The sequence below is a fragment of the Pseudarthrobacter sp. CCNWLW207 genome, from assembly GCF_037203945.1.
Classification (GTDB): domain Bacteria; phylum Actinomycetota; class Actinomycetes; order Actinomycetales; family Micrococcaceae; genus Arthrobacter.
This window is the reverse complement of record NZ_JBBCBS010000007.1, coordinates 106714-121005: the sequence shown is the minus strand read 5'-3', so window position 1 is coordinate 121005 and position 14292 is coordinate 106714. Positions and strand designations below refer to the sequence as shown.

The following is a 14292-nucleotide window of genomic DNA, read 5'->3' as shown; positions in this document are numbered from 1 at the left end:
CCGCAAGGGGGCCAGTGCCCTTATTTTACGCCCGACAGGCCAAAAAGGCCCCGGAACGGCGGGAGCCTGCGCTCAGCGCAAAGACTTATCCTCCGGGTTCTTGGGAACCACGTAGGTGCTGCCGTCGGGGCGGTGCAGCGTCTCCCACTGCTGGCTCTCCGCTTCACGCTGGGCCAGCAGTTTCCGGTTCTCCTCCGTCATGTCGTGCACCAGGGAGCTGCGGTTGGCCGGCCCGAAGATGGCCCGAAGCTTGCCGGTTGCCCGCATGAACCGCTGTGATGCATTGTCCTTGACCACTGACGTGACTCCTTCGACAGAACCGTATTCGTCATTCCAGTGTACGCTAATAATTAGTGCACTAACTATTGGAGGCAGTGATGACCACCCCCTTGGCCACGGGCTCACCCGAGCAGGACGACCTGCTTCTGGAACACCAGCTCTGTTTCGCCCTGACAGTGGCGTCCAGAAGCGTAGTGGGCGCCTATAAACCGGTATTGGAGAAACTGGGGCTGACCCACCCCCAATACCTGGTCATGCTGTGCCTCTGGGAGGAGAGCCCCCGGACCGTGCGCAACATCAGCGAGGCCCTCGCCCAAGAACCCGCGACCATATCCCCGCTACTGCGGCGCCTCGAAGTCGCGGGACTGCTCACCCGTCGACGCGTAGACGGAAACGAACGGGCCCTTGCCGTGGAACTGACTCCGGCCGGTGCAGCGCTTCGTCAGCAGGCTTTGGCGGTCCCCGGCACCATGATGGAGCGCCTGGGACTGACGCGGGACCAGGTCGCCAAGCTGCATGCGGCCATGATGGGGTTGATCGCAGCCACCGCCGGGACGACCGGCGGTAAGCCAGCGACCTGGCAGTAGAAGGCACGGCAGTAGAATGGGAGCAATCCGAGGAGGCCGGGCGCGTGCGTAAATTGCTGATCCAAATGGTGGCCGTGGCAGTGTCAGCAGGCCTGATGACGGCCTGTTCTGCGGGAGCAGGCGGGGGCCAGCCCACGTCGTCAGCCCCGTCCGCAACGTCGTCAGCCCCGTCCCCCACGTCAACTGGCACGGCCACGCCGTCGGACACAACCGCCCCGGATACCGAGACGTCCGTTCCCGCGCCTGCACCGCCGGCGCCGACCGGGCCCCCGGCCGGGCCCGGGGCAGGAAACGCGGAGCTGGCCATCATGGTCAAGCCTTCGGATACCGAAGCGGCCCTCAATTACACACTTGTGTGCCAGGGCGGCGTGCCGTCGGCCGAGAGCAAGCACCCCGGCCCCGAGGCGGCCTGCAGTGCGCTCAAGGAGAACCCGTCGATCCTGAGTCCAAGTACCAAGAACACAGCACAGGCATGCACTGAACAGTACGGCGGACCGCAAACGGCAACCGTCACCGGAATTGTGGATGATACCCCCGTAGATGCCACGTTTGCCCGGACCAACGGCTGCGAAATCAGCGCCTGGAATGCAGCACAGCCCGTCCTGGGCTCCAGCGGTGGAGCAGCTTAGCCTCCTGGCGGCCGGGGACTGCGAGGCCCGCGAAGCCGCGCACGTCCAGCGCGTCCGCCGTTATTCCGACCCCTACCTTGCCCGCCGGTCGGCTGGCCGGAAGCACCCGGTTGAGGACTTCCTGTTCACCTACTACACCCAGAAGCCAGGCCAGCTGCTGCGCTGGCATCCGGGAGCCGGCGTCGTGCTGGCCGGTGAGGCGGCCGCCCACCGCAGCGGCTGGAAGCACTACAGAACGCTCGACGACGGCGAGCTCGCCGCCGTCGGACTGCCGGCGGGAACTGTTGCGGTCACCTTTGACCGCAGCACCTTCCTGGCCGACCGCCGTGAAGCCGTCGCCTTCGCGGAGATTATTCTTCGAGGAACAGCAGCCCGTCCCGCCCAGTTCGGCTGTTTCGGGCTGCACGAGTGGGCCATGGTCTACCGCCAGGACAAATTCGACCTGCGCCATGAGTACCTTCAGCTGAGGCTCGGACCGGAGGGGACGGACAAGGTGGTGGAGGAGAACCGGATCCGTTGTTCGCATTTTGATGCGTTCCGTTTCTACACACCGGACGCCATCCCGCGCAACGAGCTTGCACCCAGCCGGGAGAACCAGCGGGACATGGAACAACCTGGCTGCCTGCACGCCAACATGGATCTCTACAAGTGGGCCTACAAACTGCTGCCCGCACTGCCCAGTGAACTGGTGATGGACTGCTTCGAGCTGTCCTGGCGGATCAGGGCCATGGACATGCAGGCCTCACCCTACGACCTCGCGGAGTGGGGCTACCCTGCGATCCCGATCGAAACCCCGGATGGGAAGGCCGCCTACGTTGAACACCAGCGGGCCTTTGCGGCAGAGGCCGCTGAGCTGCGTGAACGCCTTGCGCGGGAACTTGCTCCGCTCAGCCTGGCGAGCCCGGCATGAGCCGGCTTGACCTCACCATCAGGCTCCGGGATGACACCGATGCCCCCGAGCACGAGTTCCGGCTGATTGCCCAGGACGGCAGGGTTGCAGGCGGCAGTACCCTGCCTGATCCGGCGGGCGCCCTGGCTGCCGTTGAATCCTTCGGCGAGGACATCTTCTTTCCCCGGCCGGGTCCCCCCAAACTATGTACACAGCAATACGGCGGGCCGCAGGTTGCCGTGGTGACCGGCTCCATCAACGGCCGGCCGGTCAACGTCACCTTCCGGCGCACCGACGGCTGCGAAATTTCCCGCTGGCGTGTCATGGCACCGCTCCTCGGCGGGACCCCGGGTTCCCGCGGCGAGACATAACCCAGCCTGCATCGCTCCCGCAGCAGAGAGCCGCCGGCTCCATCGGAACCGGCGGCGCCCTGGTGTTGTTTACAGGTGGATCAGGTACAGGGGGATCAGAGATCCATGTTGCGGTTGCCGGAGAACTCCGGGACCTCCTGCTTCTTCTTTTCCTTCTTGACCTTGTCCTTCTTGTCCGCGCCGGCGGGCTCGTCGGATGATTCGTCGTCCGGAACCACCACGGCGCCACCCGGGGTGACCGCCACCGAAACGAAGGTGGGCGTGCTGGAGCCAGCGAAGGTAACGCGGCCAATGTAGGAGCCTTCAGCGAGGTCCTTCCACTGGAGGTTCACCATCCCGGATTGGCCGTTGCCCAGCCGCAGCGGGTTGGGCGTCACGGTTGCGTTTCCGACGTTGGCCCCCAGCACAGCGACATCCACCGAAGCCTTGGTGGGCTGCCCGTTCGGGCTTGCATAGAGGTTCACGAAGACCGTGTACACGCCGGCCGCCGGATTGGGTACGGAAATGGACTCGCTGGCGGAGGCCGTCTGGGCCAGGAGTACCTGTCCCGCCGGGTTGAAGACCACCATGTCGAAGTCGGCCGATTCATCCGCTGAGTAAACAGAGAACTTGGCCAATGGCGACCCGGCCGGGACGGTGACCTCCTTGGCGAAGTTCGACTCGTCGGTTTCCAATGCCAGCGGTCCGGGAACCAGTTCGATGGCGGACGAGTCAGCCTTGGATAGGCCGTCCAGCGTGATCTTCACGGGTGCGTTGGTGCCGGAAACAACGGGGATTCCGCCCTGCCCCGTACCGCCCTCTGAGGTGAACGCGAGGTTTGCCGGGGCCACCACGGCCTGGGGGCGTACAGCGATGGGGGATGCCACATTCTTGCCCGCACCCTGCCAGACGAGGCTGCCCATGGCGAACTGCCCCAGGGCCGCAGTGGTGTTCTCAAACTTCACCTTGAACGTGCGCTTCTCGCCGGCGGCGCTGAAACTAAGGATCGACGGCGTAACGGTCACCTTAATACCCGGAACGTCGGCCCTGGCCCGGTAGACACCCGGCGTCAAAGCCGTAACCGTCCGGGTGACCTCCGTCTTGCCAGTGAGGGCTCCCAGCGCGAACGAGGCGACGTTCATGTCCCTGGGCGCAGTGCTGCCGAGGTCAGGAATGCCCAAGTCAAGTCCCGTTCCCTGGATGAACTTCAGGTAGTCCTCCTCGGCGTTGTCGTAGACCAGGCCGGGATCGAGGACCCGGGCCACGTCCACCTGGCCGGCGCCGGTGGCAAAAACGTCGCCGTTGCGGCTACCGTCGGCGTTCTTGACCTCGCCTGCCGTGGTCATCATGGCCGACTTGACGGTGGCCGGAGACCAGTTGGGGTTCCTGGCAAGGATCAGCGCGCCAAAGCCGGCGACGTGCGGCGCGGCCATGGAAGTTCCGGACATCATGCCAAACTGGTCGCCGCCCGAGCCGATCGGTGACACACCGGCCAGCACGGCAACACCGGGCGCTGCCACATCAGGTTTGAGCAGGTCCGAGCCGGTGGCAAGCAGCGGGCCGCGCGAGGAGAACCCTGCAATCTGTGGCTGCGGAGCCACCGGCAGGCCGGTGGTGTCCTTGTTCACGAGGGCAACCTTGATGCTTGGATTGGCTGTGATCTTGTCCTTGATCTGCTGTGTGGCAGGCGGGTTCACATGCACTGTGGGGACCGAGTGGCGGTCCAGGTCCTCCGAGGACGTGGACAGGTTCACGAGGATCATCCCGATGCCGCCGGCACGCTTCACCTCGGCGCTTTTGGCAACGCGGTCAACAACTCCGCGGTCGCAGACCACGATCTTGCCGGCCACTTTGGAGGGGTCCAGTACGTTTGGGGCACACAGTTCAGGGCTGGATGCCCCGGCGGCCGCAGCATTTGCGGCCAGGACCACATTGCTCGCGGGAACAGGGGCTGCCATCAGGCTGGCACCGCGGAACTTGCTTCCGTCCTCGAATTCGACCGTTCCCTGCAGCTCCGTGGAGAAGGAACTTGCAGCCACCGTGGTCAGCCAGGGTGCGCCGTGGTTCACGGTGCTTGCGGTGGGTCCGGAGTTCCCGGCGGATGCCGCCACGAAGATTCCGGCCGAGGCTGCGGAGAGGAAGGCCAGCGCAACGGGATCCGTGGTGGTGGAGGTGCTGCCGGAAATGGAGTAGTTCAGGACGTCCACGCCGTCGAGGATGGCCTGGTTGATTGCAGCCACGGAGGCCGAGCTGTAGCAGCCGCCGGTGTCCGGGTTGTCATCCTCCCAGCAGACTTTGTAGACGGAAACCTTTGCCGCCGGTGCCACGCCGCTGGTGATCCCCATGTCGGTGGCACCCAGGTTGGCGTGGACGTTTGCGTTGCCTGCCGCCGTGCTTGCCGTATGGGTGCCGTGGCTCCCGACGTCCACTGGAGAAATCAGCTCTTCGGGCGCGCGGTTCTGGGGCGCGACGTACTTCAGGAAGTCGTCGGCAAAGTAGCGGGCGCTGAGTACCTTGGAGTTGCAGTCCCTGCCGTCAAAAGTTGCCCCCGATCCCTGGCCCTTCTGGCATTCGCCAACGAACGTGTCGCCGTCGGACTTGAGCATGGCGATTTTGCCGTCCGCAGTGCGGTAGGGGACGCCTACCTGGGGCTCGCCGTTGAGCGGCTGGACGTCGTCGCCGGCAAAGAACGGGTTGGATGGCGTATATCCGGAGTCGATGACACCCACCACAACGCCCTTGCCGGCATTCCCCTGGCCGCCGAAGGTGGTGTTCCAGAGGCCGCTCGCTCCGCTGAGTTTGAGGAAGTCCGTGGTGGAGTAGTCCGGGGCGTTCTCTGTGTCCGGAGCAACCATCAGCACGGCGGGGTCCTTGGCGAGCTTCACGGCCTGCTCTGCAGTGAGATCGGCCGAGAACCCATTGATGGCCGCCGTGTACTTGTGCTTGATCTGGATGTTTTCCGCGCCGGCTACGGACTCTTGCTGGTTTTCGAGGTGGGCCTGGTAGCGCTGGACTTCGGGACGTTCAGCGTCCAGCTTGCGGCCGTTCTGCGGTTTCGTGGCCGCAAGCCCAAGAGTCCCGCCGTCGTAAGTGGCCGCCGGTTTCCCGGCGAGCACCACGATGTAGCGGCCCGCAGGGTAGTCGTTGGGGTTGATGGTCTTCGGGGTAACTACGGTGTTTGGTTCGGCGGGCGCCGCGGTAGCGGGGCTCAACGCCATCGAAGAGAGGAGAAGCGGCAAACCCACAGCCAACGCCGTCGCTTTCCGGAACCCCCCGCCCCGCATGGGGCTCTTTCCAGTTAATTTCACGTTTCGACTACACCTTTCACGAGGCACGGCCCGGCACGCGTCCGGCCCGAGGCAGCTGGAAGACGACAACCGTAATTACAGATCTTGTAACCCGGGGAGACCAGCCGATTCAAACAGTACAGACTGAGAGACGAATATGACATAAGCCACAGATGCCTTTTTTAGACTTGTCAATTTTGTTGTCATGGCAATGGCCGGTGTCCTCGGGCGGGCACAAGAAAGGCGGCCCCCTGAGGAGCCGCCCACTGGCAAAACTGGTGTCACACAAGGAACCGCCTACTGGCGCGGTGTCCGGACGACCTCGCTGATCCACTGCCGGGTCTTTTCGTCGACGGGGCCCGCCACCCGGGATTCCCTGGCGGCCCTGTCCGCTTTGATCTTCTGCAGGACCATGCGGCCCAGCCCGGCGAAAACGGCAACGGCAACCACGGGCAACAGCACGGATTTCGATTTCTCAGCCATTCCGCAATCCTAGTGACGGTCCGCGCGCAGTGCCAGAGCCGCCGTCGTTCCGCCGAATACAGAGTGCGGCCCTATGCCCGGTAGAATGGGCTAGCAAGCTCGCGGAGCGCCCGTCCACACCGTTCAAAGGCCATGCCCAAAAGCACGGTCCCCTCAACACAGCGGAACGGCGTGAGACGGCACCACTCCGCTGCGCCCTTACCCAATGCTCACGCACAGGAGTTGCCGGATGCCCCGGATCGTTGTTGACGTCATGCCCAAGCCCGAGATTCTGGACCCGCAGGGGAAGGCCATCGTGGGTGCACTTCCCCGGCTGGGCTTCACCAGCTTTAGCTCTGTCCGCCAGGGCAAGCGCTTTGAACTGACCGTCGACGGCGAGGTGACCGACGCAATCCTGGCCCAGGCCCGCGAAGCAGCCGAGACCCTGCTGTCCAACCCCGTGATCGAAGACGTCGTCAACGTCGAGGTCGTCGAGGCCTGAGATGACTGAACTTCCCCTGATCGGCGAGGCAGTCGCCGTCGCCGCTGAGCCCCGGCTCGCGGGTGCCCGGATCGGCGTCGTCACCTTCCCCGGCACCCTCGATGACCGCGACGCCGCCCGTGCAGTCCGGCTGGCAGGCGGCACCGCAGTGCCGCTGTGGCACGCCGACACCGCCCTGGCCGACGTTGACGCCGTCGTGATTCCCGGCGGATTCTCCTACGGAGACTACCTGCGGGCCGGTGCCATTGCCCGCTTCGCGCCGCTGATGTCCAAGATCATCGACGCCGCCAACTCCGATGCCAAACTGCCCGTACTGGGCATCTGCAACGGCTTCCAGATCCTGACCGAGTCGCACCTGCTGCCCGGCTCCATGATCAAGAACGACCACCTGAAGTTCATGTGCCGGGACCAGGTCCTGCGGGTTGAAAACAGCAACACCGCCTGGACCCTGGACTACGAGGCCGGTCAGGAAATCACCGTGCCCCTGAAGAACCAGGACGGCCAGTACATCGCGGACGAGAAAGTCCTGGACGCCCTCGAAGCCGAAGGCCGCGTGGTGTTCCGCTACGTGGGCTTCAACCCGAACGGCTCGCGCCGCGACATCGCCGGCATCTCCAACGCCGCCGGCAACGTGGTGGGCCTCATGCCGCACCCCGAGCACGCCGTCGAGGTCGGTTTCGGCCCCGAGTCCCTGGATGGCATCGGCGGCTCGGACACCGACGGCCTCGGTTTCTTCACCTCCGTCCTGAACAAGATTGTGGGAGGCGCCAAGTGACCACGGAAACCACCAAGAAGTTCAACATCGACACCGTCGAGAACGCCGCCAAGACGCCGGACACCGAGCTTCCCTGGGCGGAGCTGGGCCTGAAGCAGAACGAGTTCGACGAAGTCGTGAAGGTCCTCGGCCGCCGTCCGACCGGCGCCGAACTGGCCATGTACTCCGTCATGTGGAGCGAGCACTGCTCCTACAAATCTTCCAAGAACCACCTGCGCCAGTTCGGCGACAAGGTGACCGAGGAAATGAAGAAGGACATGCTGGTGGGCATCGGCGAAAACGCCGGCGTCACCAACCTCGGCGACGGCTGGGCCGTGACGTTCAAGATCGAGTCCCACAACTCGCCGTCGTTCGTGGAGCCCTACCAGGGTGCCGCAACCGGCATTGGCGGCATCGTCCGCGACATCATCTCCATGGGCGCCCGCCCGGTGGCTGTCATGGACCCGCTGCGGTTCGGCGCCATCGACCACCCGGACACCGCGCGGGTCATGCATGGCGCGGTCGCCGGTATCGGCGGCTACGGCAACTCCCTGGGCCTGCCGAACATCGGCGGCGAAATGGTGTTCGACTCCGTGTACCAGGGGAACCCACTGGTGAACGCGCTGGCAGTCGGCGTCATGCGCCATGAGGACATCCGCCTCGCCAACGCCTCCGGCAAGGGCAACAAAGTGGTTCTGTTCGGTGCACGCACCGGCGGCGACGGCATCGGCGGCGCCTCCGTGCTGGCCTCCGAGTCTTTCGACGACACCAAGCCCTCCAAGCGCCCCGCTGTCCAGGTGGGTGACCCGTTCGCCGAGAAGGTGCTGATCGAGTGCTGCCTGGAGCTGTTCAAGGGTTCCCTCGTTGAGGGTATCCAGGATCTCGGCGCCGCAGGCATTTCCTGCGCCACGTCGGAACTCGCCTCCAACGGCGACGGCGGCATGGAAGTTGAACTGACCTCCGTCCTGCTGCGCGACCCCACGCTGACTCCGGGCGAGATCCTGATGTCCGAGTCGCAGGAACGCATGATGGCCGTAGTCACCCCCGAGAACATCGCCGCCTTCGAAGCGGTCATGGACAAGTGGGCCGTGGAGTACTCCTGGCTGGGCGAGGTGACTGACACCGGCCGCCTGATCATCACCTGGGACGGCGAGGTCATCGTCGACGTCGACCCGCGCACCGTGGCCCACGACGGTCCGGTGTACGACCGCCCGTTCGCCCGCCCCGAGTGGCAGGACTCCCTCCAGGCCGACACCTTCACCGGGTCGGTCCAGGATGCTGGCCGCCCCACCACTCCAACAGAACTGGCAGCCGCAGTCACCGAGCTCGTGGCATCGCCGAACATGTGCAGCAAGGACTGGATCACCAACCAGTACGACCGCTACGTCGGCGGCAACACCGCCATGGCGTTCCCGGATGATGCAGGCGTGGTCCGCGTGGACGAAGAAACCGGCCTTGGCGTCGCCCTGGCCACCGACGCCAACGGCCGTTACACGTTCCTGGACCCGTACCACGGTGCACAGCTTGCCCTGGCCGAGGCCTACCGCAACGTGGCCACCTCCGGCGCTGTCCCCATGGCCGTCAGCGACTGCCTGAACTTCGGCTCCCCCGAGGACCCGGATGTCATGTGGCAGCTCGCGGAGTCCATCCGCGGCCTGTCCGACGCCTGCATGGTGCTGGGCATCCCCGTCACTGGCGGCAACGTCTCGCTGTACAACCAGACCGGGACCACCCCGATCCACCCCTCCCCTGTGGTGGCAGTGCTGGGCAAGCTCGACGACGTCGCCCGCCGCACGCCGTCGGGCTGGCGCGAGGACGGCCAGGCCATCTACCTGCTGGGTACGACTGCAGCGGAGCTGGACGGCTCCGAGTGGGCCAACCTGCGTGGCCACCTCGGCGGGCTGCCGCCCAAGGTTGACCTCGCCGCCGAGCGTGCGCTGGGTGAGATCCTGATCAACGCATCCCGCGACGGCATGGTGGACTCCGCGCACGACCTCTCCGAAGGCGGCCTCGCGGCAGCCCTCGTTGAGTCCTCACTGCGCTACGGCGTAGGCGCCCGGATCGCCCTGCAGGACGTCCTGGACCGCGACGGCGTGGACCTCTTCACGGCGCTGTTCTCTGAAACCCAGGGCCGCGCGGTGGTTGGCGTGCCCCGCTCCGAGGAAGTCCGGTTCACCGACATGTGCACCGCCCGCGGTTTCGCCCACGTGCGGATCGGCGTAGTGGACGCGGACAGCAACGCACTGGAGATCAACGGCGTGGACACCATGTCGCTTGACGCGCTCCGCGAAGCGCACGAGGCCACCCTGCCGAAGTACTTCGGCTAGTCCCCACCGCCTCCCTCACGGTGTGGGGCCCCTCCATCGATTGCTCCGTAGCCGCCCTTTTGAACCCTCAAAACGGCGGCTGCGGGGCCCCTCGCCGGTGGGGAGCATTCGATTCTTAACGGCCCTTGCGCCACCCGGCCTGGACCAACGCCGTGCGGATCTTGGCGATCGCAGGCTTGGCGTCGTTCAACATGTGCCGTTTCGAAATGCGGACCTCCGTCCAGCCCAACGCCCCGTACCTTTCAGAACGCGCGATGTCCCGGACGACCTGCCCCTCCTCGCCGTGGTGCTCACCGTCGTACTCGATTCCGATCCGGTACTTCCGGTACGAAAGGTCCGGGTCATGGTGCCTCAGACCGTCGTCGCCGATGATCGGCACATTCAATTCCGGTTCCGGCAGCCCGGCCCTGACCATGGCCAGCCGAAGGAGTGTCTCCTGCGGCGAATCGGAACCCACACGGATCAGTTTGATCGCTTCCTTCGCCTTGCGGAGGCCGCGCTTTCCCTTATGCCGATCGATCATCCGTTGCAGGTCAGCCAGACTGCACAGCGGCATGTCCCTGTCCTCGAACTCCGGCCGTGGCATCCGGACGCAGCTGTCCCCCATGGCCACAAGCTCGTCGACGGTCAGCATTTCCGCCATGTCCAGCCAGGTCCGCTCCGGAGTGGTGACCGGGATCCCGTCGACTGTGGTGACCTCGTCGCTAAAAAGCTTCATTCGGTGCACAATGACGTGCGGCCGATTCAGGTGGGCCTCTCCCTCGGGCCTGATGACATGAAACATATCCGGCTTTCCCTTCTGCTGGCGGCGCGGCAGCACGAGCAGTTCCGCCGCAGTGAGGTGCGATGCGGCGCATCGGACGTTGACCTCGATGAAAGGCCGCACCCTGATGCTCAAGGGGAGGTCCGCCGTCGGGCTTTCCGACAGGATCCCCCTGCCCAGACGATGCAGAGTTCGGTGCCGCAACCGCTTGTCCGAGACCCCGGCGCGCGCCGCGTCGGCGACTGTGAACGGACGTCCCCGGAGTTCGTCGGGTAGCAGGCGCGGGGTCTTCATCGATTCATCAGACCAGAATGCTGCGGTCCGCCGCAGAAGTTATCCACAACCTCCATCGATTGCTCCGTAAGCGCCGTTTTGAGGGGTTAAAAGGGCGCTTATGGAGCAACCGATCGGGGGAATTAGTCCTCGCTGTGGAGTTCCCTCTGCCGGGCGCTGAGGAGTTCAAGTTCCGGACGATAGGCCACAAAGCGTTCGACGGCGGTGAGGACCTCCACGAGGTGCGCCCGGTCTGCTGCCACCAGGCCAACACCTACCTGCGAGCGCCGGTACTGCTCGTGGTCCCCCACCTCGGCAACTGACACTTCGAAGCGCCGCTTGAGCTCGGCCAGCAGCGGCCTGATGAGGGAGCGTTTTTCCTTCAGGCTCTGGACATCGCCCAGGAGGATGTCGAATTCAATCCAGCCGATCCACATGAACCAATCGTATCGATTACTCCCCCTGAGCCCCCTTGCCGTTTTGAGGGGCCGAAAGTGCCTGCTCAGCCTGCAGCCAGTGCGAGCTCGCAGGCTTCGATCCCTTGGCGCGCAGACTGCTGCTGCGCCGGTGTTCCGGTCCGTTCGGCCCATTGTTCGGCCAACTGGAACTCCACGAGCGCCTCAGTGAACCGGCCGGCGCCGTGCAGGGCCCAGCCCAGGTTGTTGTGCAGCGCCACCATCCAGCGCCGGGTGCGGGGGTCGTGGGCAGTGGAGGCGTATTCGAGGGCGCTCTTGGTCCAGAGCTCGGCATGCGCTGCGTCTGCGATCGCGAGCATATGCAACGCATCCACAGCGAGGTACTCCTCGCCCAGGTGGTCACCCAGCTCCGCTGCCTGCTCAAACAGGGGCACGGCCATGGCGGCGTGACCGCTGGCGTTCAGGATGCGTCCGCGCTCCAGCAGGATCCGCACGCCCACCGTGGGCTCGTCTCCGTCCACCGAGTCCAGCAACGCATCGGCCTCCTCGTAGCGTCCTTGCAGGCCGATGGCCCGACCCAACTGCGTGGCGAGTTCGGCCTTTTCGTCGGCGTCGTAGGCGGGATCGGCAAGGGCGTCCCTGAAGCGCTGCTCGGACAGCCCGGGATCCTGAATTTTCCATAGTCGGTCAAGGGTCTCTTGGTCCAGCATGTACCTTCTCCTGATCAGCTTTCACCTGCGGCGAGTTGGCGTGCCCCTTCAATGTATCGGGAAGTGATGTGCCTCTGCGCCGCCCGGGTCACCAAACCACCGGTGCGGTAGAACCAGTTGGAAGGCGTACTGAAAGCGGTGATCTTCAGGAACACCTGCCCTGTGTCGTCAATCTCCACCTCAAAAGCCTCTTCGCCGCGCGCCGGATGTCCGGGCAGCGTTCCGTAACCGAAGCCCGCAGACTGCGGGCCGTCGCCCGGCACCGGCCGCCTGACCCATACCACTTCGCAGGGGGCGTTGATGCGGAAAGGCCCGAGGCCGAACCCGCTCACCACGCGTGTGCCGGGCTTGACGACGTCGGATTCGGCCCGGACGCGCAGCCCTGACCGGCGCTGGAGCTCCCAAGTCAGGATTCCCTGCGCCACCCGGCGGTAGACTGCCAGACCGTCGCCAAGGTAGGCCTGGGAGACCAGGCAGGGGTACCCCGCCGGTGGACGGCCATTTTCTGTGGCGCCGACACCGGGGTAATCAAGCCTGCCTGCGGCCAGCCGCTTCTTAGTCAACGGATGAACCCTGGGACCCGGTCAACCGCGCCCATCCCAGCTGCTCCTGTTGCTTGCGGCTCAGTGACGCCACCACCAGATCGTAGGAATCCTCCACCATGTCCCGGACCATGGCGTCCGGGAGGGCCCCATCCAGGCGCACGCCGTTCCAATGGTTCTTGTTCATGTGCCACGCGCCCGTGATTTCCGGATGGGCGGCGCGCAGCTGCTGTGCCAGGGCGGGCTCACATTTGAGGCTTACGGACCAGTCGTCCGGGTCCATCGCGGACGCCGCAAACATCTTGGCCTCGTGCCGGGCACCGCCGGAAACGTGCGCCCGGACCTTAAACACCGAGGTTTCGGGTCCGAACGGGAAGTCCTCGTACGAACCAGGGAATGACAGGCAGATTTCACGGAGTTCAGCTTGGTCCATCCAGTGAGCCTACAAAGCGGCCGCCCCCGGTGCTAGTCTGCGAGCATGTCACATGACCAGGCGACCATCCCTGTTCTGGACCTGAGCGCCGCACGCCAACCCTACGGTCCCTTTAGTCCGGAATTTATCGAAGAGCTGCGGAACGCCACGCACAACGTTGGCTTCTTCCAGCTCACCGGCTATGGCGCCTCGCCGGGCCAGGCCGAGGAGTTGCTTCAGCTGATCCAACGCTTTTTCGCTCTCCCCCTGGAGGAACGGATGAAGCTGGATAACCGGCTCTCACCGCATTTCCGTGGCTACACGCGGATGGGCACAGAGGTCACCCAGGGCCGTGCCGATGCCCGCGAACAGATCGACTACTCCCCGGACCGCGAACCCGTCCCGGACTATCCGGCGGACCAGCCCTACTGGCTGCTCCAGGGACACAACATGTGGCCTACAGAGGCCTTGCCGGAACTGGAACCGGCCGCGATGGCGTGGGCCGCTTTGATGTCCGAGGTTGGCATGGAACTGCTGCGCGCCATCGCCGTTTCGCTCAGGTTGCCGGAAGACTACTTCGACGAACCGTTCGCAGGCACACCAGCGTGGATGGGGAAGCTGGTGCACTATGTGGGCGGTGTGGTGGAAGCGGCCGGTGACCAGGGAGTGGGCTCGCACGCTGACTACGGGTTCGTAACCCTCCTCCTGCAGGACAGCGTGGGCGGTCTGGAAGTCCTGCCGCCCGGCGCAACCGAGTGGGCACCCGTGCACCCCCTCCCGGGCGCACTTGTGGTGAACCTGGGCGAAATGCTGGAAGTAGCCACTGAGGGCTATCTCGCAGCAACGATCCACCGGGTGCAGGCCCCGCCGCCCGGCGTCGACCGTTATTCAGTGCCGTTCTTCTGGTCGCCTCGGTTGGATGCTGTGATCGATCCCGTTTCCCTGCCGCCGGAGCTGAAGGCTCAGGCCCGCGGAATTTCGGATGACCCGTCCAACCCGATGCTCGCATCGTTCGGCATGAACATGCTCAAAGGCAGGATGCGCGCCCATCCGGACGTTACCAAGCGGCACTATCCGGACCTGATCAAGAGCTGACCGCCCCGGGCAGGG

General features: G+C 65.1%; 16 protein-coding genes. 8 read left to right on the top strand and 8 right to left on the bottom strand.

All coding sequences use genetic code 11. The features are described 5' to 3' along the window. Positions 1 to 72: 72 nt before the first annotated feature. Positions 73 to 267: a hypothetical protein gene (locus tag V9L17_RS13905; RefSeq protein ID WP_376044731.1), complete on the bottom strand. Its 195-nt coding sequence runs from the start codon at positions 265 to 267 to the stop codon at positions 73 to 75. 110 nt (positions 268 to 377) lie between these two features. On the opposite strand from V9L17_RS13905, the gene V9L17_RS13900 reads away from it, so the two are divergent. From V9L17_RS13900 to V9L17_RS13885, 4 genes are read left to right on the top strand one after another with little or no spacing between them, the layout of a single operon-like run. Continuing rightward, complete coding sequence (locus V9L17_RS13900) at positions 378 to 866, top strand: MarR family winged helix-turn-helix transcriptional regulator (protein WP_337351848.1); 489 nt, start codon at positions 378 to 380, stop codon at positions 864 to 866. A 44-nt stretch (positions 867 to 910) separates the two neighbouring features. Then, positions 911 to 1495 carry a serine protease inhibitor gene (locus V9L17_RS13895; protein ID WP_337351847.1) on the top strand — a complete coding sequence of 195 codons (585 nt, stop codon included), beginning with the start codon at positions 911 to 913 and terminating at the stop codon, positions 1493 to 1495. Further along, the gene (locus V9L17_RS13890; RefSeq protein ID WP_337346971.1) at positions 1452 to 2405 is read left to right on the top strand and encodes a 3-methyladenine DNA glycosylase; all 954 of its coding nucleotides are present in this window, start codon (positions 1452 to 1454) and stop codon (positions 2403 to 2405) included. The genes V9L17_RS13895 and V9L17_RS13890 overlap by 44 nt, the downstream gene beginning before the upstream one ends. Continuing rightward, complete coding sequence (locus V9L17_RS13885) at positions 2402 to 2755, top strand: serine protease inhibitor (RefSeq protein ID WP_337351846.1); 354 nt, start codon at positions 2402 to 2404, stop codon at positions 2753 to 2755. The genes V9L17_RS13890 and V9L17_RS13885 overlap by 4 nt, the downstream gene beginning before the upstream one ends. Positions 2756 to 2850: 95 nt before the next feature. On the opposite strand, the gene V9L17_RS13880 is transcribed toward V9L17_RS13885, so the two are convergent. Together V9L17_RS13880 and V9L17_RS13875 are read right to left on the bottom strand one after the other, a co-directional pair. Beyond that, on the bottom strand, positions 2851 to 6018 hold the full coding sequence (locus V9L17_RS13880; RefSeq protein ID WP_443198043.1) for a S8 family serine peptidase: 3168 nt from the start codon (positions 6016 to 6018) through the stop codon (positions 2851 to 2853). A 300-nt stretch (positions 6019 to 6318) separates the two neighbouring features. Next, positions 6319 to 6504, bottom strand: a complete 186-nt coding sequence (locus V9L17_RS13875; RefSeq protein WP_066287203.1) for a hypothetical protein — start codon at positions 6502 to 6504, stop codon at positions 6319 to 6321. Positions 6505 to 6733: 229 nt separating this feature from the next. Here V9L17_RS13875 and purS point away from each other — a divergent pair, with 229 nt between their 5' ends. The 3 genes from purS to purL are packed head-to-tail and all read left to right on the top strand — an operon-like array spanning position 6734 to position 10066. Continuing rightward, complete coding sequence (gene purS / locus V9L17_RS13870; RefSeq protein ID WP_056631212.1) at positions 6734 to 6985, top strand: phosphoribosylformylglycinamidine synthase subunit PurS; 252 nt, start codon at positions 6734 to 6736, stop codon at positions 6983 to 6985. A gap of 1 nt (position 6986) precedes the next feature. Continuing rightward, complete coding sequence (gene purQ, locus V9L17_RS13865; RefSeq protein WP_337351844.1) at positions 6987 to 7760, top strand: phosphoribosylformylglycinamidine synthase subunit PurQ; 774 nt, start codon at positions 6987 to 6989, stop codon at positions 7758 to 7760. Beyond that, entirely contained in the window at positions 7757 to 10066 is a 2310-nt protein-coding gene (gene purL, locus V9L17_RS13860; protein WP_337351843.1) for a phosphoribosylformylglycinamidine synthase subunit PurL, read from the top strand. The genes purQ and purL overlap by 4 nt, the downstream gene beginning before the upstream one ends. A 115-nt stretch (positions 10067 to 10181) precedes the next feature. Here purL and V9L17_RS13855 read toward each other — a convergent pair whose 3' ends face one another. The 5 genes from V9L17_RS13855 to V9L17_RS13835 all read right to left on the bottom strand — a co-directional run bounded on the left by V9L17_RS13855 (position 10182) and on the right by V9L17_RS13835 (position 13203). Then, positions 10182 to 11123, bottom strand: coding sequence for a hypothetical protein (locus V9L17_RS13855; RefSeq protein ID WP_337351842.1), 942 nt, complete (start codon positions 11121 to 11123; stop codon positions 10182 to 10184). Between the two features lie 122 nt (positions 11124 to 11245). Beyond that, positions 11246 to 11539, bottom strand: a complete 294-nt coding sequence (locus V9L17_RS13850) for a DUF503 domain-containing protein (RefSeq protein WP_337346976.1) — start codon at positions 11537 to 11539, stop codon at positions 11246 to 11248. Between the two features lie 65 nt (positions 11540 to 11604). Further along, the gene (locus V9L17_RS13845) at positions 11605 to 12228 is read right to left on the bottom strand and encodes a hypothetical protein (RefSeq protein ID WP_337346977.1); all 624 of its coding nucleotides are present in this window, start codon (positions 12226 to 12228) and stop codon (positions 11605 to 11607) included. Between the two features lie 14 nt (positions 12229 to 12242). Further along, positions 12243 to 12791: a DUF1990 family protein gene (locus tag V9L17_RS13840; protein WP_337351841.1), complete on the bottom strand. Its 549-nt coding sequence runs from the start codon at positions 12789 to 12791 to the stop codon at positions 12243 to 12245. Beyond that, positions 12784 to 13203, bottom strand: coding sequence for an MmcQ/YjbR family DNA-binding protein (locus V9L17_RS13835; protein WP_337346979.1), 420 nt, complete (start codon positions 13201 to 13203; stop codon positions 12784 to 12786). Before V9L17_RS13835 ends, V9L17_RS13840 begins: the two co-directional genes overlap by 8 nt. 45 nt (positions 13204 to 13248) lie before the next feature. Between V9L17_RS13835 and V9L17_RS13830 the strand changes: the two genes are divergently transcribed. After that, a complete protein-coding gene (locus tag V9L17_RS13830) occupies positions 13249 to 14277 on the top strand; it encodes an isopenicillin N synthase family dioxygenase (protein ID WP_337351840.1) in 1029 nt (342 codons plus the stop codon). The last annotated feature ends 15 nt before the right edge of the window (positions 14278 to 14292 follow it).